Raw genomic sequence first — 18,773 nt, forward strand, 5'->3', positions numbered from 1 at the left:
TAGGATCATGGGGGACGAAATCGATGCAACCACTTTATGAAGGAAAAGCAAAACGATTATACACGACGCAGGATCAGGATGTGCTCCGCATCGTCTACAAAGACGAAGCTACGGCATTTAATGGAGAGAAGAAGGCAGAGTTTGCCGGTAAGGGAGAACTGAACAACCGCTTAACGAGCCACTTTTTTGAGGTCCTCGCAGCGGCAGGAATTCCGACACACTTCATTGAACGGACATCGGAGCGCGAACAGCTCGTACGTCGTGTCACGATCATTCCACTGGAAGTCGTCGTTCGAAACGTCGTCGCCGGCAGCCTGAGTAAACGGCTGGGCATCGAAGAAGGAACGGTTCTCGAAACACCGATCGTCGAGTTTTATTATAAAGATGACAGCTTAGGCGATCCGCTTGTCACACCGGCACACATCAATTTACTGAAGATTGCGACTACAGAGGAGCTTTCCTTGCTTGAACAGGAAGCCAACCGTGTCAACGATGTCTTACGTCCTTACTTTGATGAAAAAGGAATCACATTGATTGATTTTAAACTCGAATACGGTAAAACACCGGCTGGCGAGATTTTACTCGCAGACGAGATCTCACCGGATACATGCCGGTTATGGGATAAGGAAACAGGCGAACATCTCGATAAAGATGTCTTTCGCCGTAATATCGGATCACTCATCGACACGTACCAAACACTATTCAATCGCCTAGGGGGAAACGGACAATGAAAAAGGTTACAGTAGCAGTCGCATTACGGGAAAGTATTTTAGATCCACAAGGTGTTGCGGTTAAAGGCGGTCTTGTTCAGCTTGGTTTTGGGGGTGTCGAAGAAGTGCGGATCGGTAAACGGATCGAGTTGCTCGTTGCGGATGAAACGACAGACGCGATGATTCATGAGATGTGTCAGAAGCTGCTCGTTAATACTGTGATGGAGGATTATCGTTTTGATGTAGAAGAGGTGACGACCGCATGAAGTTTGCCGTTATCGTTTTTCCCGGATCTAACTGTGATCTAGATATGTATCATGCTGTGAAAGATGCGCTTGGTGAAGAAGCGGAATACGTCTTCCATACGGAAACGTCTCTCGAAGGATATGACGGCGTCTTGTTGCCGGGCGGCTTTTCTTACGGGGACTATCTCCGGTGTGGAGCGATTGCTCAATTCTCACCGATCATGGAAGAGGTAAAACGCTTTGCGGCAGAAGGCAAAACGGTTCTCGGCGTCTGCAACGGGTTCCAGATTCTTGTTGAAGCCGGACTTCTCCCGGGTGTCTTACACCGCAACACGGGACTGAAGTTCATGTGCCGCACGGTTGAACTGAAGGTCGAAAACAACGAGACACGCTTTACATCAGACTATGCTGCGCAGGAAACGATAACGATTCCCATCGCACACGGAGAAGGCAACTACTACTGCGATGACGCCACATACGCGATGCTACAGACGAACCGTCAAATTGCCTTTACGTATACGGATAACCCGAACGGATCACGCGGCGACATCGCCGGCATCACGAACAAAGCCGGGAACGTCCTCGGCATGATGCCGCACCCAGAACGGGCAGTCGAGCTGCTGACCGGCGGAACGGATGGACTTAAGTTATTCACTTCACTCGTCAAACAGGGGGCACACCATGTTAAAACAACAGTCTGAACCAACGATGGAGCAAATTCAGGAACAACGGATCTACGCAACAATGGGACTTAGTGACGCAGAATACGAGATGGTCGTCAACTTACTCGGACGCCAACCGAACTATACGGAAATCGGCTTGTTTTCCGTCATGTGGTCGGAACATTGTTCATATAAAACGTCGAAGCCAGTCTTACGCCAGTTTCCGACGACAGGTCCACGCGTCCTGCAAGGTCCCGGTGAAGGAGCAGGTGTCGTCGACATTGGTGACAATCAAGCCGTTGTCTTTAAAATCGAGAGCCACAATCATCCATCAGCCGTTGAACCGTATCAAGGTGCAGCAACCGGTGTCGGTGGCATCATCCGTGATATCTTCTCGATGGGAGCCCGTCCAGTCGCGTTGATGAATTCACTTCGGTTCGGTCATCTCGGGACGCCGCGTGTCAATCAACTGTTTGAACAGGTGGTCGCTGGAATCGCCGGGTACGGGAACTGTGTCGGGATTCCGACCATCGGAGGAGAAGTCGGATTTGATCATTCGTATGAAGGCAACCCGCTCGTTAATGCGATGTGTATCGGCTTGATCAACCACGAAGACATTCAAAAGGGTCTCGCAAAAGGCGCCGGTAACTCGGTCATGTACGTCGGTGCAGCAACCGGTCGTGACGGCATTCACGGAGCGACTTTTGCTTCAGAAGATCTTGGGGAAGATACCGAAGCGAAACGTCCGGCCGTTCAGGTAGGAGATCCGTTCATGGAGAAGTTGTTGATTGAAGCCTGTCTTGAAATCGTCGGTCATCCGGCACTTGTCGGGATGCAGGATATGGGCGCCGCCGGACTGACGTCCTCGTCAGCCGAGATGGCTTCGAAAGCCGGTATGGGCATCGAGATGCATCTTGATGACGTCCCTCAGCGCGAAACCGGGATGACAGCTTATGAAATGATGTTATCGGAATCACAGGAACGGATGTTGCTCGTCGTCGAACGCGGACGCGAAGCAGAGATCGAAGCCATCGTCAGCAAATGGGGACTCCATGCGGTGCATGTCGGAGAAGTTATCGACGAGAAAGTGCTTCGTCTCGTTCACCACGGTAAGATTGTCGCTGAAGTACCGGTCGATGCACTCGCGGAAGAAGCACCGGTTTATAACAAACCATCCCGTGTCCCGGCTTATTATGAAGAGTTCCAAGCAATGGATGAAACGTTACCGGTCGTCGAAGATGCTGTTGAAACATGGCGGGCCTTGCTCAAACAGCCGACGATTGCTTCAAAACGTTGGGTCTACGATCAATACGATCATATGGTTCAGACGTCAACGGTCGTCGCACCGGGGTCTGATGCAGCCGTCATCCGGGTTCGCGGAACGAACAAAGCACTCGCGATGACAACCGACTGCAACAGCCGGTTCGTTTACCTCGATCCGTTTGTCGGCGGACAGATTGCCGTCGCCGAAGCAGCCCGCAACATCGTTGCGAGTGGTGCGACACCACTGGCGATTACCGACTGCCTGAACTTCGGGAATCCGGATAAACCGGAAGGCTTCTGGCAACTTCAGCAAGCGACGGCCGGAATGGCCGAAGCGTGTCGTGTGCTCGAGACGCCGGTCATCGGCGGGAATGTTTCCTTATACAACGAATCTGCCGGAAAAGCAGTTCATCCGACGCCGGTCGTCGGGATGGTCGGTCTCCACGAACAAACGGAGTGGATTACGACACAACACGTCAAGCAAGCAGGCGACGCTGTCTACCTACTCGGAGAGACGACAGCGGAATTCGGCGGCAGTGAACTGCAATACCTGCAATTCGAAAAATCATTCGGCAAAGCACCGCACATTGACTTAGCCGTCGAACAAGAACGGTTACTCGCCTTGCAAGCGGCGGTTCAAGCGGGACTTGTCACGGCGATCCATGACGTGGCAGAAGGTGGTCTCGCCGTTGCCTTAGCCGAGATGACATTCGGGACGACGCTTGGTCTTGACGTGATATTTGACGGACCAGCCCTGCACCTGTTCAGTGAATCGCAATCACGTTTCGTCGTGACGGTGAAGCCGGAACAGGAAGCAGCCTTCGTCAAGCAGACAGGAGCGTATAAATTAGGATACGTTACCAATCAAGATGCTTTGCAAATTAAGACAAACGATACATTCATCGAAGCGACACGTTCAACACTGCAAGCCGACTGGGAAGGGGCGATCGCGTGTTATATGACATCAAAGGATTAAACGAAGAGTGTGGGGTGTTCGGGATTTTCGGACAACCGGAAGCGGCGCAGCTAGCGTACTACGGACTCCACAGCCTCCAACACCGGGGACAGGAAGGAGCAGGAATCGTCGCGAGTGACGGGAAACTGCTTCTGCCGCACCGGGGACAAGGGCTCGTCACGGAAGTTTTTTCGCAGGAGACGCTTGATTCCTTATCAGGGCACCATGCCATTGGACATGTCCGTTATTCGACAGCCGGGGGAAATACGCTCGAGAATACACAACCGCTCCATTTTAAATCACGAACGGGCGACTTGGCGCTGGCGCACAACGGAAACCTCGTCAATGCCGATTCGTTAAAACACTTACTTGAAGCGGAAGGGGCGATTTTCCAAACGACGAGTGATACGGAAGTCGTTGCCCACCTCGTCAAACGGAGTAAGTTACCGACGCTTGAAGACCGGATTGCCGATAGTCTGGCCCGGCTCGTCGGTGCATTCGCCTTCCTGTTCTTAACGGAAGATACATTGTATGTTGCGGTCGATCCACACGGTCTGCGGCCGTTGTCGCTCGGTAAAACACCGGACGGCGGCATCGTCTTTTCATCCGAGACATGTGCCTTTGACATCGTCGGTGCCGAGTTCATCCGTGATATCGAGCCGGGGGAGCTCGTAACGATCACAACGTCCGGCATGTCATCACGTCAGTATATGGAACCACATGAGCGGGCGATGTGTTCGATGGAATACATTTACTTTTCCCGTCCCGATTCGATGATTGATGGGGTCAACGTCCACACGGCACGAAAAGCACTTGGCAAAAAGATGTTCGAAGAAGCACCGGTCGAAGCAGACGTCGTCACCGGTGTGCCGGATTCGAGTATTTCGGCAGCCATCGGGTACGCGGAAGCGAGCGGCATTCCGTATGAAATGGGTTTGATCAAAAACCGTTATGTCGGTCGGACGTTCATTCAACCGTCGCAAGAATTGCGCGAACGCGGTGTCAAAATGAAACTATCGGCGCTGCGGGGAGTCGTTAACGGTAAACGGGTCATCATGGTTGATGATTCCATCGTTCGCGGAACGACGAGCCGTCGCATCGTCGGACTGTTACGGGAAGCAGGGGCAACGGAAGTTCATGTCCGGATCACGGCACCGCCGATCACCAATCCGTGTTATTACGGCATCGATACATCTTCCAAAGATGAATTGATTTCCGCCCGGTTGACACCCGACGAGATTTGCCGGGAAATCGGAGCCGATTCGCTCGAGTTCCTGACAGTCAACGGAATGGTCAATGCGATCGACCGACCATTTGAAGGACCGTTAAAAGGTCAATGTACGGCTTGTTTCACAGGCGAATATCCAACGCCGATCGGTACGTTGGAATTAGAAGCTAAACTTTGAACAGATGGGGGAACAAAGCATGAGTAAACAATACGAAGCAGCAGGTGTCAGCCTGACGGCAGGATACGAATCCGTTTCTCGAATGAAAAAACACGTGGCCCGCTCGATGCGCAAAGAAGTCATGACGGGACTCGGCAGTTTCGGTGCAATGTTCGACCTCAGCCAATTGAATCTGAAAGAACCGGTTCTCGTCAGCGGGACGGATGGCGTCGGCACCAAGCTGAAGCTTGCTTTCGCCCTCGACCAGCACGATACGATCGGGATTGATTGTGTCGCGATGTGTGTCAATGACATCATTGTCCAAGGCGCAGAACCTCTTTATTTCCTCGATTACATCGCCCTCGGGAAAGCTATTCCGGCAAAAATCGAGCGGATTGTCGCCGGTGTTGCGGAAGGCTGTGTCCAATCCGGTTGTACCCTGATCGGCGGGGAAACGGCCGAGATGCCGGGGATGTATGCAGACGGTGAGTATGATATTGCCGGCTTTGCCGTCGGTGCCGTCGAAAAACAAAAATTGATCACAGGAGAACACGTTCAACCGGGAGATGTCATTCTCGGTCTCGCTTCATCCGGTGTCCATTCGAACGGCTTCTCACTCGTTCGAAAAATCGTCGCTGAAAGCGGTCTGCGGTATGAAGATGAGCTGATGATGTTCGGCAGTACGATCGGCAATACATTACTGATGCCGACCCGGATTTACGTCGAAGCGGTCAAAGCGGCCCTTGAGACAGAAAAAATTCAGGCGATGGTCCATATTACGGGCGGCGGTTTTTACGAAAACGTGCCGCGTGTTCTTCCTGAAGGATGCGGTGCGACGTTTGACCCGAAAAAATGGCCGACGTTACCGGTCTTCGATTGGCTCGAACAAGCCGGAAACGTGCCGCGTCACGATATGTACAACGTCTTCAACATGGGAATCGGCTACATGATGATCGTCAAACCGGAAGATGTCGATGCCGTTACGGCACGTCTTGCCCGTGAAAATGAGACGGTCTACACAATCGGGACAGTCACGGGTGAGCCGGGCGTCCGCATCCATGGAGTCGATCAATGAAAATCGCCTGTTTTGCCTCGGGAAGTGGCAGTAATGTCGAAGCATTGTTCGAAGCGATTGAAGAAGGACGTCTGCACGCTACGATTGAACTCGTCGTCTGTGATCAAAAACAAGCGAAAGTGATTGAACGGGCACGCGCACGTAATTGTGATGTGTTTGTGTTTACAGCCAAGGAGTATCCGGATAAACCAACGTTCGAGCGGGAAATCGTTTCTGAGTTACAACGGAGAAATGTGGAGCGGATCATCTTAGCCGGATACATGCGGTTGATTGGAGATGTCCTGCTGTCGCATTATGCCGGACGAATCGTCAACATCCATCCGTCACTGCTCCCGGCGTTTCCGGGAAAAGATGCGATCGGTCAAGCATTTCGTGGCGGAGTCAAAATCACAGGTGTTACAATTCATATAGTCGATGAAGGTATGGATACAGGACCGATCATCGCACAAGAAGCGGTTCGGATCACAGAGGATATGACACGGGAAACGCTCCAACAGGCGATTCAGCAGGTGGAGCACGGATTGTACCCGCAAGTCATCGAAGAGTGGATGAAAGAGGAGGCAAACGTATGAGAGCGTTAATCAGCGTATCAGACAAAACAGGTATCGTCGAACTGGGACAAGCGATGCATGAAGCAGGGATCGAATTGATTTCGACAGGCGGGACACATCAAGCCCTTGAAGCAGCAGGACTTCCGGTCATTGGCATCAGTGAAGTCACACAATTCCCGGAAATGCTCGACGGTCGGGTCAAGACCCTCCATCCGATGGTTCACGGTGGACTGCTCGGACGCCGAGACCTTGAAAGTCATCGCGAACAGATGGCGGAACAACAGATCAAACCGATTGATTTTGTGGTCGTCAACCTCTATCCGTTTAAAGAAACGGTCATGAATGAAGATGTCTCGTATGCCGATGCGATCGAGAACATCGATATCGGTGGACCGAGCATGATCCGTTCGGCTGCCAAAAATCATGCCGCCGTGACGGTTGTCGTCGACCCGGCCGATTATCAGGCGGTCATCGAGGAAATTCATCTGGGCGGAACGACATTCGAAACCCGTCAAAAGCTGGCAGCCAAAGCATTCCGTCACACAGCGGCGTACGATGCGTTGATTGCCGATTACTTCCTGACACAGACGGGTGAAAAGTTCCCCGATCAATTGACGATTACGCTCGAAAAAGTGCAGGACTTACGGTACGGAGAAAACCCGCACCAGGAGGCTGCCTTCTACAAAACCCCGATCTACCGCGGGGCTTCACTCGCATCCGCGAAACAGCTCCATGGGAAAGAATTGTCTTATAACAATATCCAGGATGCCAATGCAGCACTGGAGATTCTTGATGAGTTCCGCGAAGCGGCAGCCGTTGTCGTCAAACACATGAATCCATGCGGCGTCGCCGTCGGTCCGACGATTGATGAAGCGTTCCGTCGTGCGCATGCAGCGGATCCAGTTTCGATTTTCGGCGGAATCGTCGCCTTGAACCGGGAAGTCGATCTCGCGACAGCGGAACAACTGAGCGGTATTTTCCTTGAAATCATTATTGCTCCATCCTTTACGGAAGACGCATTTGCGTTACTGTCGGCGAAGAAAAATCTCCGGTTACTGGAACTGGATGTCAAACGGGTTCAAGCAATCCGCTATACGGCAGTTGCCGGCGGGATGCTTGTTCAGGACAGTGACGATGAGACACTCGATGACGCGTCAGCACGTGTCGTGACAGACCGGAAACCGACAGCCGCTGAATGGGAAGACTTAAAACTCGCTTGGCGTGCCGTCAAACACGTGAAATCGAATGCCATCGTCATCGCGAAAGATGAAGTGACGGTCGGCGTCGGTGCCGGACAGATGAATCGTGTCGGTTCAGCGAATATCGCGATTACGCAAGCCGGCGAGAAAGCGATTGGGGCTGCAATGGGCTCGGATGCGTTCTTCCCGATGGACGATACGGTCGAAGCAGCAGCAGCGGCCGGGATTACAGCCATCATCCAACCGGGCGGATCAATCCGTGATCAGGAATCAATCGATGCCTGCAACAAACACGGCATCACGATGATCTTTACGAACGTGCGTCATTTTAAACACTAAGCGGAGGCGAGCCGAATGAAAGTATTAGTAGTCGGTAAAGGTGGACGCGAGCATGCGCTCGTATGGAAATTGGCACAGGATGTCCGGATCGAGACAGTGTATGCAGCACCCGGCAACGTCGGGATGACGGAAGCGGTCTGTGTGTCGATCCGGGAAGACGCGATTGAAGAATTGGTTCAGTTCGCACGGGAAGAGCAGATCGACTGGACGATTGTCGGACCAGAAGGACCGCTTGTGCTCGGAATCGTCAATGCGTTTCAAGCAGCCGGCCTAAAGATTTTCGGACCGTCCCGCGAAGCAGCAGCGATTGAAGGCAGTAAACAATTTGCGAAAGCTTTGATGGACCGGGCCGGTATCCCGACGGCGGACCATGCCGTCTTTACATCAGCGGCTGAAGCGACTGCTTACATCCGTCGGCAGGGTGCACCGATCGTCGTCAAAGCGGACGGACTGGCAGCAGGGAAAGGTGTCACGGTTGCGACGACGATTGAACAGGCTGTTCAAGCGATTGACGAAATTTTTGGCGGCGATTTCGGTCAGCAGAGCAGTGTCGTGATTGAAGAATGTCTCGTCGGTGAAGAATGTTCGCTGATGGCTTTCGTACATGAAGAAACCGTCATTCCGATGGTCCTGTCGCAAGATCATAAACGGGCTTTTGACGGGGACTCCGGCCCGAATACAGGCGGAATGGGGGCGTACAGTCCCTTGCCGCAATTTGACGAACAGGCCGTGACGGAAGAAGCGATGCAACGTGTCCTCCGTCCGCTTGTCGAGCAGATGGCAAGCGAAGGGATTCCGTTTACCGGCTTCTTATACGCGGGTCTGATGTTAACAAGTCGCGGACCATCCGTCATTGAGTTCAACGCCCGTTTCGGTGATCCGGAAACAGAAGTAATTTTGCCGCGGCTTGAAACGGAGCTGCTTGACGTCATCATGCCATTGATGCAGGGTGACATTCCGGAAGTCGCCTGGTCGGATGAAGCGGTCATTGGTGTCGTCATCGCGGCGAACGGTTATCCGGAACAACCGGTTACGGGTCAGCCTGTCCCAGCAGATACAATCGGGTCAAATCTCCTTGTCTTCCACGCGGGCACGGCCGCAGGGGATGATGATGTGATTCTTTCGGCCGGAGGACGTGTCCTCGTCTGTGTGGCGAAGGCAAAAGACATGAAGCAGGCCGTAGCGAGCGTTTACAGCGGACTTGATTCATTTGACCGGACCGGCTTCTTTTACCGGACGGATATCGCCAAAAAAGCATTTCGCACGACATAATTTCTTGCTTTCCATAAGCCGGTTCTGCTCACATCAGTGTGAGAGGGCCGGCTTTTTTGACGGGTACGGCAGAACATGACTTGTCTTCCATGGCAGTTTTGTGTTATTTTGGCGAAATGACTCGAATTGACGACGAATAAGCTTGAAACTTTTCCGGTAACATTTTAGTATAAGAAATATAAGAAAGCGTTTTCAAATATAAAGGAGGTCGAGCTTTCATGAAAAAAAATTGTGGACGGTCCCCATGGACGAAAACAGAAGTCCGCACGCATCAAGCGGTCATCAACGGAAAGCTTGCACCTACACTCGTGATTGAAAATGCGACGTACTTAAATCAAGGACTCAAAACATGGCGGACAGCCAACATTTGGATCAGCGGCGACCGGATTATCTACGTCGGACCGGACATGCCGGAAACGGCGGATGAAGTCTACGATGCGACGGGAAAATTCATCGTCCCGGGTTACATCGAACCGCATGCCCATCCGTTCCAATTGTATAATCCGGCGACACTTGCAAAATTTGCGGCAGAGCGCGGAACGACGACACTCGTCAACGATAATATGCTGCTTTTATTAGAGCCGACGGAGCAAGCGTTTGCGCAGGTCGACGCACTGGCAGACCTTCCAACATCGATGTACTGGTGGGCGCGACTGGATGCTCAAACAGAACTGGATGCCGACAGCATCACGATTGATAACCGACGGATTCAAGCGTGGCTGAAACATCCACAAGTCATCCAAGCCGGTGAATTAACGGGCTGGCCGCGACTGTCGCAAGGCGACGACGAGCTGTTGCAATGGATGCAGGATGCGATGAAACTCGGCAAGCCGATTGAAGGACATTTTCCCGGTGCTTCCGCCAAGACCCTGACGAAAATGGCATTGTTCGGCGTGACGAGTGATCATGAAGCGATGACGGTCGAAGAAGCCTTGACCCGCCTCGAACTCGGTTATACGACGACCATCCGCTACTCCTCGATTCGCCCGGATCTACCGGATATCTTTGCCGGTCTCGTCGAAGCCGGACTGCAAAATTATGAAAAAGTGCTGGTGACGACGGACGGATCGACACCTTCCTTTTATAAAGCCGGATTGATGGATGAGACGATCCGATTGATGCTTGCTGCAGGGATTGCTCCGGAAGAAGCTTACCGGATTGCGTCTTATAATGCAGCGCGTCACTTTAACCTCGATCATCTGCTCGGCAGTATCGCACCCGGACGAATTGCGCATTTAAACATCCTTGAAGCGAAAGATAAGCCGACACCGGTCGATGTCGTAGCCCGCGGCACCTGGGTCCGGAGAAATGATATTCCGTGTTATCCGGTCGAAGCGCTGGACCGGGCGATGGATTTGATGCCGGCTTCGCAAGTCGGGATTGAGTTAACCGAACAGGACTTTTCCTTCAGCATGCCGGTTGGTCTTGAGATGGTCAATTCGGTCATCATGAAGCTGTATCAGGTCGAACACGATACAAGCATGCAAGTCTTGCCTGCCGGATGCGATGAGTCCTTCTTGATGCTGATTGACCGGGAGGGCAAATGGCGTCTGAATACGGTCTTGAAAAACTTTGCGACACACGTCGGCGGGCTCGTCAGTTCGTATTCGATCAGCGGCGATATCCTGTTGATCGGAAAATCGAAGCGGGACATGCAGATTGCCTTTGACCGGATGAAATCATTCGGCGGTGGTGTCGTCCTTGTCGATGCCGGGGAAGTAATCGCAGAAGTTCCGTTGACCTTAATGGGGCAGACATCCGATTTACCGCTGGAAGATTTGATTGTGCAGGAGACGGCACTGCGGGAAGCGTTATTCGCACGCGGCTATCAGTATGAAGACCCGATTTATACGCTCTTGTTCCTCGCGTCGACCCATTTGCCGTATGTCCGGATTACGCCGCAAGGCATCTATGAAGTGTTACGGAAAAAAGTACTTTTCCCGGCAATTTTACGCTGACGCTTGAAATTTAAAACGTCGCACTTTAAACTGTTAAAGAGCAACACATGGGAAAGGGAGTTAGACGATGCAACTCGATAAATTGCGTGGAAAAGAACTCGATCAATTATTTACAGCCATCATGAAGATGGATTCATTAGAAGATTGTTATACGCTGTTTGAAGACTTAGCGACGGTCAATGAGATCCAGGCATTGGCACAACGTCTTGAAGTCGCCCGTCAGTTACGCGAAGGTAACACGTATCATAAAATCGAAAAGGCGACAGGTGCTTCGACAGCAACGATTTCGCGTGTGAAACGTTGTCTGAATTACGGTTCCGGTGGCTATGACTTAGCACTCGCACGATTAGGTCTCGTAGAAGAGGAAGTAGCGGATAACTAACCGGTTATCCGCTATTTCTGTGAAGGAGGACGAAGCCTGATGGACTTAGCGTATCAACAAAAACTGCAACATTTCATTCGAAAACTGACGCCGATCCAGTCACTCGTCATTATTTATTTTGTAGCCGTCATCATCGGCGTCATTTTACTGGGGTTACCCTGGTCGACACAGGGCAATTACGACTGGGATTTCACGGATCTTGTCTTCATGGCCGTCAGTTGTGTCAGCGTGACCGGATTGACGACAGTCTCCGTCTCGGACACGTTCACGACGTTCGGTTACTTCATGATCATGATTCTCGTACAGGTCAGCGGGATCGGATTGATGTCCCTGCATATCGCGATGTGGGTCATCCTCGGCAAACGGATTGGCTTTCGGGAGCGGCAACTGGTTGTCCGTGACCAGAACCAGACGACGATGCAAGGGGTCGTCAAATACATTCGGGAAGTCATCATCATCATCCTGTCAATTGAAATCATCGGTGCTCTTATTTTAGGTTTGTATTATACGAAATATTTTCCGACGCTCGGCGAAGCGATGCTGCAAGGATTGTTTGGTTCGGTCAGCGCGACGACCAATGCCGGGTTCGACATTACCGGAGAATCCCTCCTTCCGTTTCGGGGAGATTTATTTGTCGTCTTTATGCAGATTTTACTGCTGACGCTTGGTGCGATCGGTTTCCCGGTCCTCGTTGAAGTCCGTCGGTACATCTCGTATCGGGCGACCCGTCAAGCGACCCGTCAACCGTATCACTTTTCATTATTCACGAAATTAACCGCATCGACGTTCTTCATCCTGGTTTTATTCGGAACGGTCAGTCTGCTGCTGTTTGAGTGGAATCAATCGTTTAAAGGATTGCCGGTCAATGAAAAAATGGTCGATGCCTTGTTCCAATCGGTGACGACCCGAAACGGCGGACTGACGACGGTCGATATTACGTCGTTCTCGCAAGCCTCGATTTTTGTCTTGTCAATTCTGATGTTCATCGGAGCGTCGCCGTCCTCCGTTGGGGGAGGGATTCGGACGACGACATTTGCCGTCGCCGTCCTCAGTGTCATCGCCTTTATTCGCGGCGAATACGGCATCAAGATTTTTGGACGCGAGATCGGACAGTCGGACATTTGGAAAGCCTTTGTCGTCATCGTCGTTTCGACCGGTGTAACGATGATTGGACTGATTGTCCTGCTGATCTTTGAAGATGCCCCGTTCCTCGTGCTGTTTTTTGAAGCCTGTTCCGCGTTCGGAACTACCGGATTGTCGCTTGGAATTACAAATGAGTTATCCGATGTCGGCAAATGGACCTTATCCGTCCTGATGTTCATCGGACGGATTGGTGTTATTTCGTTTGTCCTGTTGCTGAAGGCGAATCAACCAAAACGGAATTACAATTATCCGAAAGAATCAGTCATCATCGGTTAAGGAGGTTGTGACGTGAATCGGACATTTTGGATCAACTTTGGTTATATCTTTATGGTGCCGGCTTTACCGTTTTTAGCACTCGTCAACGGACGGGCGCTCTGTTCGCCGGATTCCCCGTTACTGGATATCCCGGTCCTGGGTTTTTTCCTGGCAGAACCGTGGGCGTTTGCCGTCCTTTATGCCTTTTTTGCACTGGGGCTTGCCGCGTTGTTAACGAAACGCCAGGTCCGGACTTGAATGGCTTCTCCCATCCCGCTCTGCGCGAGATGGGATTTTGTTTTATACTGGGTACAGAGAATGAGAAGAGAGGATGGAACGAACATGTTGTTACCCTATAACGAATGGCGTCATGTCTTTAAACTCGATCCGGCAAAAGAGATTGAAGAGGCTGCTCTTCAAGCGATTGCGACTTCGGGAACGGATGCCATCATCGTCGGAGGGACCGATGATATCACCCTCGATGCGACACTGGATTTACTGATGCGCTTGCGGCGGTATCCGGTCGCTGTGGCACTGGAAGTATCGGAGCTTGAGGCCGCGACGATGGGATTTGATGCATATTTGACGCCGAGTGTCCTCAACAGCGGAACGCTTGAGCACGTGATTGACAAGCAAGTCGAAGCGCTGGAAGAAGTCGGACATATGCTCGCGCATCAAGATCTGATCGGGGAAGGGTATATCGTCCTGAACGCTGACGCCAAGGTCGCCCGTGTCACACAAGCAAAACCTCTTAATGATGATCAAGTGGTCGCTTACGCGCAACTGGCGGACAGTGTCTTTCGGATGCCGATCATTTATCTCGAGTACAGCGGTATGTATGGTGATCCGTCACTCGTCGCCTCCGTCAAACGGGTCTTGAAGCAAGGCCGTCTGTTCTACGGCGGTGGTATTGATTCCATCGAACGGGCACAGGAGATGTTGACACATGCCGATACGATCGTCGTCGGCAACATCATCTATGACAATTTAGAAGCGGCACTTGCGACTGTCGCAGCAACACGATAAAATATAAGAACAAAAGTTCGGAATATAGAAATGAGGCTATTTAGATGTTTAATTTAAGTGAACAGCTTGTCAGCGGATTGAACCCGGAACAAGCAAAGGCAGTCAAACACACCGATGGACCGCTCTTGATCATGGCGGGAGCAGGCTCCGGGAAAACCCGTGTCCTGACACACCGCGTTGCCTATTTGATGGCAGCAAAACAGGTCGCTCCGTGGAATATCCTGGCGATTACGTTTACGAATAAAGCGGCACGTGAGATGCGTGACCGGATTTCACGGTTGGTCGGCGGTGTCGCGAATGACATCTGGGTCTCGACCTTCCACTCGATGTGTGTCCGGATGTTACGGCGTGACATCGAAAAAATCGGCTATAACCGAAACTTCACGATTCTTGATTCGAGCGATCAACAGTCAGCACTGAAGCTCGTCTTAAAAGAACAAAACCTCGATCCGAAGAAGTGGGATCCCCGGTCGATGCTGTCGATTATCTCGAGTCAAAAAAATGAACTGCGCAGTGCCGAGTTCTACGCGTCCATCGTCACGAATCCGTATGAAAAAACGGTTGCTGAGATTTATAAAGGATACGAAGCGGTCCTGCGTCGCAACAACGCCCTTGATTTTGATGACTTGATCGGGAAGACGACAGAACTGTTTAAACAAAATCCGGACGTCCTGTCGTTTTATCAACGAAAGTTCCAATACATCCATGTCGATGAGTATCAAGATACGAACAAAGCCCAGTATGATCTCGTCAATCTCCTGGCAGCAGCCCACCAGAACCTATGTGTCGTCGGGGACTCGGATCAGTCGATTTACCGCTGGCGCGGAGCCGATATCGCAAACATCCTGTCGTTTGAGGAAGATTATCCGACAGCGAAAGTCATTCTGCTCGAACAAAACTACCGTTCGTCGAAACGAATTTTGGATGCAGCGAACCATGTCATTCAAAACAACAGTACCCGGAAAGATAAGAAACTGTGGACGGAAAACGCAGAAGGCGAAAAACTGATTGTCCATACAGCGGAAAATGAGCGGGAAGAAGCGTTTTATATCGTCCAGGAAATCCGGAATGCATTGCGTTACGGCATGAAACTAAACGATGTCGCAATTCTGTACCGGACGAATGCCCAATCGCGGGCGATTGAGGAAACGTTGCTGAAATCCAATGTCCCGTACAAGATGATCGGCGGCACGAAGTTCTATGACCGTAAAGAAATCAAGGATGTCCTGGCGTACCTGCGCCTGATTTCAAATCCGAACGAAGACTTATCATTTGCCCGGATTGTCAATGAACCGAAACGCGGTATCGGAGCGACGACGATTGATAAACTGCGTGATTTTGCCGACCTGCAAGGCGTGTCATTGATGGAAGCGATCCGCGACATCGAATTGTCGAGCATTGCCCCGAAAACGGCAGCGAAACTGACGTATTTCCGGACAATGATTCTTGGCTTACAGCAAATGCAGGAATTCATCAGCCTGTCCGAACTGGTGGAAGAAGTCCTTGAGAAAACCGGATACCGCCAAGTCTTAAAAGAAGACAAAACACTCGAAGCACAAAGTCGTCTCGAGAACATCAACGAGTTCATCACAGTCGCACAAAACTTTGAAAAAGAGACCGAAAAAGCCGATCCGGAAGACCAAACGATCATCGCGTTCTTAACGGATTTGACGCTGGTCGCCGATGTCGATTCACTGGATGAGAGTGATCCGGGGGAACAGGTCACCTTGATGACGTTACACTCTGCAAAAGGACTCGAGTTCCCGATCGTCTTCCTGATCGGGATGGAAGAAGGATTGTTCCCGCACAGCCGCTCCCTGCAGGATGAAGACGAAATGGAAGAAGAACGTCGTCTCGCCTATGTCGGAATTACGCGGGCTGAAAAACGATTGTACTTGTCCCACGCGCGGATGCGTTCACTGTATGGCCGGACGAATGCCAATCTCGAATCCCGTTTCCTTGCCGAATTACCGGAGGAAGTATTGGAACGGACCGGTAAAAAACCGAAGCCATTGCCATGGGAAGATCGACCGGTACCGCAAGGAAAAGCCGTCATCGGCCGATCGGTCACGAAACCGACAGCGATGAAGACATCAGGCGCAGAATCACTCGGCTGGAACGTCGGTGACAAAGCGGAACACGGAAAATGGGGACGCGGAACCGTCGTTCAGACACGCGGAGCAGGGGACAGCTTAGAAATCGATATCGCCTTCCCGGAAGTCGGTGTCAAACGGTTGCTTGCGAAATTCGCACCAATCAAAAAGGTATGAGTGGAGGCGTCAAGATGATAGAACAGGCACGAATCGAGGAATTACGCCAAAAGTTGAACCAATACAGTTACGAATATTACGTCCAGGATCAACCGACTGTTCCGGACAGCACCTATGATCAATTGTTACGGGAACTGACGGAACTTGAAACGGCACATCCGGAACTGATCACGCCAGATTCACCGACGCAACGCGTCGGTGCTGCGCCGCTCGATGCCTTCGAGAAGGTGACTCATGATTTACCGATGCTATCGCTCGGCAATGTCTTTGACGAAACAGAAATCCGGGAGTGGGTCGCCCGCATCGAACGCTCACTCGGCCGGTCGACGACGTATGTGGCAGAGTTGAAGTTTGACGGACTTGCGATTTCCTTGAAGTACGAAGACGGACAACTTGTCCGCGGTGCGACGCGGGGCGACGGAACGGTCGGCGAGAATATTACACAAAACCTGCGGACAATCAAAGCCTTACCCCTTCGGTTACGTCGAAATGAGACGGTCGAAGTCCGAGGGGAAGCCTATATGCCGAAACAATCATTTGAACGCTTGAATGCGGACCGGGCAGCACGTGAGGAAGCCTTGTTCGCCAATCCGCGTAATGCAGCAGCAGGGAGCTTACGCCAGCTCGACTCGTCGATTACGGCATCCCGCAATCTGTCCTTATTCGTCTACGGTGTCGGTGTCAATACACTGAGTGCCCGTTCGCACAGCGAAGCGATGCTTCAGCTGGCTGAGCTCGGGTTACCGACGAACAAGGAGATGCAGACGTGTGAGACGGTCGAAGAGATTTTAGCCTACATTGCCCACTGGACGATGGAACGTTCTAATTTACCGTATGAAATCGACGGTATCGTCCTGAAAGTTGACCGGTATGACGATCAGGAAGAACTTGGCTTCACGGCGAAAAGTCCCCGCTTTGCGACGGCGTATAAATTTGCCGCAGAAGAAGTCATGACGACAGTCGAAGAAGTTGATTTCAGTGTCGGACGGACAGGGAAAGTCACGCCGCGCGCCCGGTTTGCGCCGGTCGTCGTCGCTGGATCAACCGTCAGTTATGCAACATTGCACAACGCGGACTTCATCACGGAAAAAGATATTCGACTGCACGATCAAGTCATCATCAAAAAAGCCGGAGACGTCATACCGGCAGTCGTCAGCGTTGTCGTTTCAGAACGGACAGGGAACGAACAACCGATCGAATTTCCGGCTCATTGTCCGGCCTGCGAGTCGGAACTTGTTCGATTGGAAGGCGAAGCGGATATTCGGTGTGTCAGTCCGGAGTGTCCGGCCCAGCTTGTCGAAGGCATCATTCACTTCGTCTCGCGTCAAGCGATGAATATCGACGGTCTCGGCGAAAAAGTCGTGCGTCAATTGTATGAACATGAAGCCATCCGGACGCTCGCCGATTTGTACCGCCTCGACCGGGATGAATTGTTGACGTATGAACGGATGGGTGAAACGTCGGTCGATAATCTTCTGACTGCGATTGAAGCGTCGAAGCAAAATTCTTTGGAACGGTTGATGTTTGGTCTCGGGATTCGATTGGTCGGTCAAAAAGCGGCGTACCTGCTGGCAGAGCGGTTTGATTCACTCGACGGCATCGCACAGGCGGAATATGAAGATATTTTAGCGATTGATGGAATCGGCAGTAAGATTGCCGATTCTGTGACGAAGTATTTTGAACATCCGGAAGCGCAAGCCTTGATCAAGGACTTAGCAGAACTCGGACTGAACCAACAGTTTCTAGGACAACGGGTCGATCAATCGAATGCACCGCTCGCCGGTAAAACGATTGTGTTGACCGGAACGCTCGAATCACTGAAGCGTTCAGAAGCCGGGAAACGGCTCGAGTTGCTTGGTGCGGACGTGACCGGCAGCGTCAGTAAGAAAACGGACATTTTGGTAGCCGGAGAAAAAGCCGGTTCGAAATTAACGAAAGCCGAGTCGCTCGGAATCGAGATTTGGAATGAAACACAATTGCTTGAAGAGTTGGCGAAATACGAAGGGTAACAGAAAATCCGTCAAACAGATGATTTAAATAAAAACAGGGAAGGTGGCATGCATCATGCGCCTTCCCTGTTTCG

16 protein-coding genes are annotated in these 18,773 nt (G+C 51.6%); all 16 read left to right on the forward strand.

From position 1 onward, the window contains the following. Nucleotides 1-23 precede the first annotated feature (23 nt). The 16 genes from purC to ligA all read left to right on the forward strand — a co-directional run bounded on the left by purC (nt 24) and on the right by ligA (nt 18,699). Nucleotides 24-731 (forward strand): phosphoribosylaminoimidazolesuccinocarboxamide synthase, encoded by a 708-nt coding sequence (gene purC, locus ACP26N_RS02485; protein ID WP_131504444.1) that lies wholly within the window; start codon nt 24-26, stop codon nt 729-731. Beyond that, nucleotides 728-976: a phosphoribosylformylglycinamidine synthase subunit PurS gene (gene purS / locus ACP26N_RS02490; RefSeq protein ID WP_131504445.1), complete on the forward strand. Its 249-nt coding sequence runs from the start codon at nt 728-730 to the stop codon at nt 974-976. The genes purC and purS overlap by 4 nt, the downstream gene beginning before the upstream one ends. After that, complete coding sequence (gene purQ, locus ACP26N_RS02495) at nt 973-1,656, forward strand: phosphoribosylformylglycinamidine synthase subunit PurQ (RefSeq protein WP_131504446.1); 684 nt, start codon at nt 973-975, stop codon at nt 1,654-1,656. The genes purS and purQ overlap by 4 nt, the downstream gene beginning before the upstream one ends. Beyond that, nucleotides 1,637-3,856 (forward strand): phosphoribosylformylglycinamidine synthase subunit PurL, encoded by a 2,220-nt coding sequence (purL, locus tag ACP26N_RS02500; protein ID WP_426354699.1) that lies wholly within the window; start codon nt 1,637-1,639, stop codon nt 3,854-3,856. The genes purQ and purL overlap by 20 nt, the downstream gene beginning before the upstream one ends. After that, nucleotides 3,832-5,241, forward strand: coding sequence for an amidophosphoribosyltransferase (gene purF / locus ACP26N_RS02505; protein WP_131973685.1), 1,410 nt, complete (start codon nt 3,832-3,834; stop codon nt 5,239-5,241). The genes purL and purF overlap by 25 nt, the downstream gene beginning before the upstream one ends. A 19-nt stretch (nt 5,242-5,260) precedes the next feature. Beyond that, a complete protein-coding gene (purM, locus tag ACP26N_RS02510) occupies nt 5,261-6,295 on the forward strand; it encodes a phosphoribosylformylglycinamidine cyclo-ligase (RefSeq protein ID WP_131504448.1) in 1,035 nt (344 codons plus the stop codon). Next, nucleotides 6,292-6,867 (forward strand): phosphoribosylglycinamide formyltransferase, encoded by a 576-nt coding sequence (purN, locus tag ACP26N_RS02515; protein ID WP_131504449.1) that lies wholly within the window; start codon nt 6,292-6,294, stop codon nt 6,865-6,867. Before purM ends, purN begins: the two co-directional genes overlap by 4 nt. Further along, the gene (gene purH / locus ACP26N_RS02520; RefSeq protein ID WP_426354701.1) at nt 6,864-8,384 is read left to right on the forward strand and encodes a bifunctional phosphoribosylaminoimidazolecarboxamide formyltransferase/IMP cyclohydrolase; all 1,521 of its coding nucleotides are present in this window, start codon (nt 6,864-6,866) and stop codon (nt 8,382-8,384) included. Before purN ends, purH begins: the two co-directional genes overlap by 4 nt. Before the next feature lie 15 nt (nt 8,385-8,399). Further along, nucleotides 8,400-9,656, forward strand: coding sequence for a phosphoribosylamine--glycine ligase (gene purD, locus ACP26N_RS02525; protein ID WP_426354702.1), 1,257 nt, complete (start codon nt 8,400-8,402; stop codon nt 9,654-9,656). Between the two features lie 218 nt (nt 9,657-9,874). Next, nucleotides 9,875-11,614 carry an adenine deaminase C-terminal domain-containing protein gene (locus ACP26N_RS02530; protein WP_426354703.1) on the forward strand — a complete coding sequence of 580 codons (1,740 nt, stop codon included), beginning with the start codon at nt 9,875-9,877 and terminating at the stop codon, nt 11,612-11,614. Between the two features lie 67 nt (nt 11,615-11,681). Further along, nucleotides 11,682-11,996 carry a YerC/YecD family TrpR-related protein gene (locus ACP26N_RS02535; RefSeq protein ID WP_012369366.1) on the forward strand — a complete coding sequence of 105 codons (315 nt, stop codon included), beginning with the start codon at nt 11,682-11,684 and terminating at the stop codon, nt 11,994-11,996. A gap of 39 nt (nt 11,997-12,035) precedes the next feature. Next, a complete protein-coding gene (locus ACP26N_RS02540) occupies nt 12,036-13,415 on the forward strand; it encodes a TrkH family potassium uptake protein (protein ID WP_131504453.1) in 1,380 nt (459 codons plus the stop codon). A gap of 12 nt (nt 13,416-13,427) precedes the next feature. Beyond that, nucleotides 13,428-13,652, forward strand: coding sequence for a hypothetical protein (locus ACP26N_RS02545; RefSeq protein WP_131504454.1), 225 nt, complete (start codon nt 13,428-13,430; stop codon nt 13,650-13,652). An 84-nt stretch (nt 13,653-13,736) separates the two neighbouring features. After that, nucleotides 13,737-14,420: a heptaprenylglyceryl phosphate synthase gene (locus ACP26N_RS02550; protein WP_426354706.1), complete on the forward strand. Its 684-nt coding sequence runs from the start codon at nt 13,737-13,739 to the stop codon at nt 14,418-14,420. A 44-nt stretch (nt 14,421-14,464) separates the two neighbouring features. Further along, nucleotides 14,465-16,690: a DNA helicase PcrA gene (gene pcrA / locus ACP26N_RS02555; RefSeq protein ID WP_426354707.1), complete on the forward strand. Its 2,226-nt coding sequence runs from the start codon at nt 14,465-14,467 to the stop codon at nt 16,688-16,690. Between the two features lie 14 nt (nt 16,691-16,704). Further along, complete coding sequence (gene ligA, locus ACP26N_RS02560) at nt 16,705-18,699, forward strand: NAD-dependent DNA ligase LigA (RefSeq protein WP_131504457.1); 1,995 nt, start codon at nt 16,705-16,707, stop codon at nt 18,697-18,699. Nucleotides 18,700-18,773 lie beyond the last annotated feature (74 nt).

The organism is Exiguobacterium sp. R-39 (assembly GCF_049942815.1).
Classification (GTDB): Bacteria; Bacillota; Bacilli; order Exiguobacteriales; family Exiguobacteriaceae; genus Exiguobacterium_A.

Bases quoted from the DNA above. Each gene is read 5' to 3' on its own strand.
- purC (WP_131504444.1), top strand. From the start codon at position 24: ATGCAACCACTTTATGAAGGAAAAGCAAAACGATTATACACGACGCAG.
- purS (WP_131504445.1), top strand. From the start codon at position 728: ATGAAAAAGGTTACAGTAGCAGTCGCATTACGGGAAAGTATTTTAGAT.
- purQ (WP_131504446.1), top strand. From the start codon at position 973: ATGAAGTTTGCCGTTATCGTTTTTCCCGGATCTAACTGTGATCTAGAT.
- purL (WP_426354699.1), top strand. From the start codon at position 1,637: ATGTTAAAACAACAGTCTGAACCAACGATGGAGCAAATTCAGGAACAA.
- purM (WP_131504448.1), top strand. From the start codon at position 5,261: ATGAGTAAACAATACGAAGCAGCAGGTGTCAGCCTGACGGCAGGATAC.
- purN (WP_131504449.1), top strand. From the start codon at position 6,292: ATGAAAATCGCCTGTTTTGCCTCGGGAAGTGGCAGTAATGTCGAAGCA.
- purH (WP_426354701.1), top strand. From the start codon at position 6,864: ATGAGAGCGTTAATCAGCGTATCAGACAAAACAGGTATCGTCGAACTG.
- purD (WP_426354702.1), top strand. From the start codon at position 8,400: ATGAAAGTATTAGTAGTCGGTAAAGGTGGACGCGAGCATGCGCTCGTA.
- ACP26N_RS02530 (WP_426354703.1), top strand. From the start codon at position 9,875: ATGAAAAAAAATTGTGGACGGTCCCCATGGACGAAAACAGAAGTCCGC.
- ACP26N_RS02535 (WP_012369366.1), top strand. From the start codon at position 11,682: ATGCAACTCGATAAATTGCGTGGAAAAGAACTCGATCAATTATTTACA.
- ACP26N_RS02540 (WP_131504453.1), top strand. From the start codon at position 12,036: ATGGACTTAGCGTATCAACAAAAACTGCAACATTTCATTCGAAAACTG.
- ACP26N_RS02550 (WP_426354706.1), top strand. From the start codon at position 13,737: ATGTTGTTACCCTATAACGAATGGCGTCATGTCTTTAAACTCGATCCG.
- pcrA (WP_426354707.1), top strand. From the start codon at position 14,465: ATGTTTAATTTAAGTGAACAGCTTGTCAGCGGATTGAACCCGGAACAA.
- ligA (WP_131504457.1), top strand. From the start codon at position 16,705: ATGATAGAACAGGCACGAATCGAGGAATTACGCCAAAAGTTGAACCAA.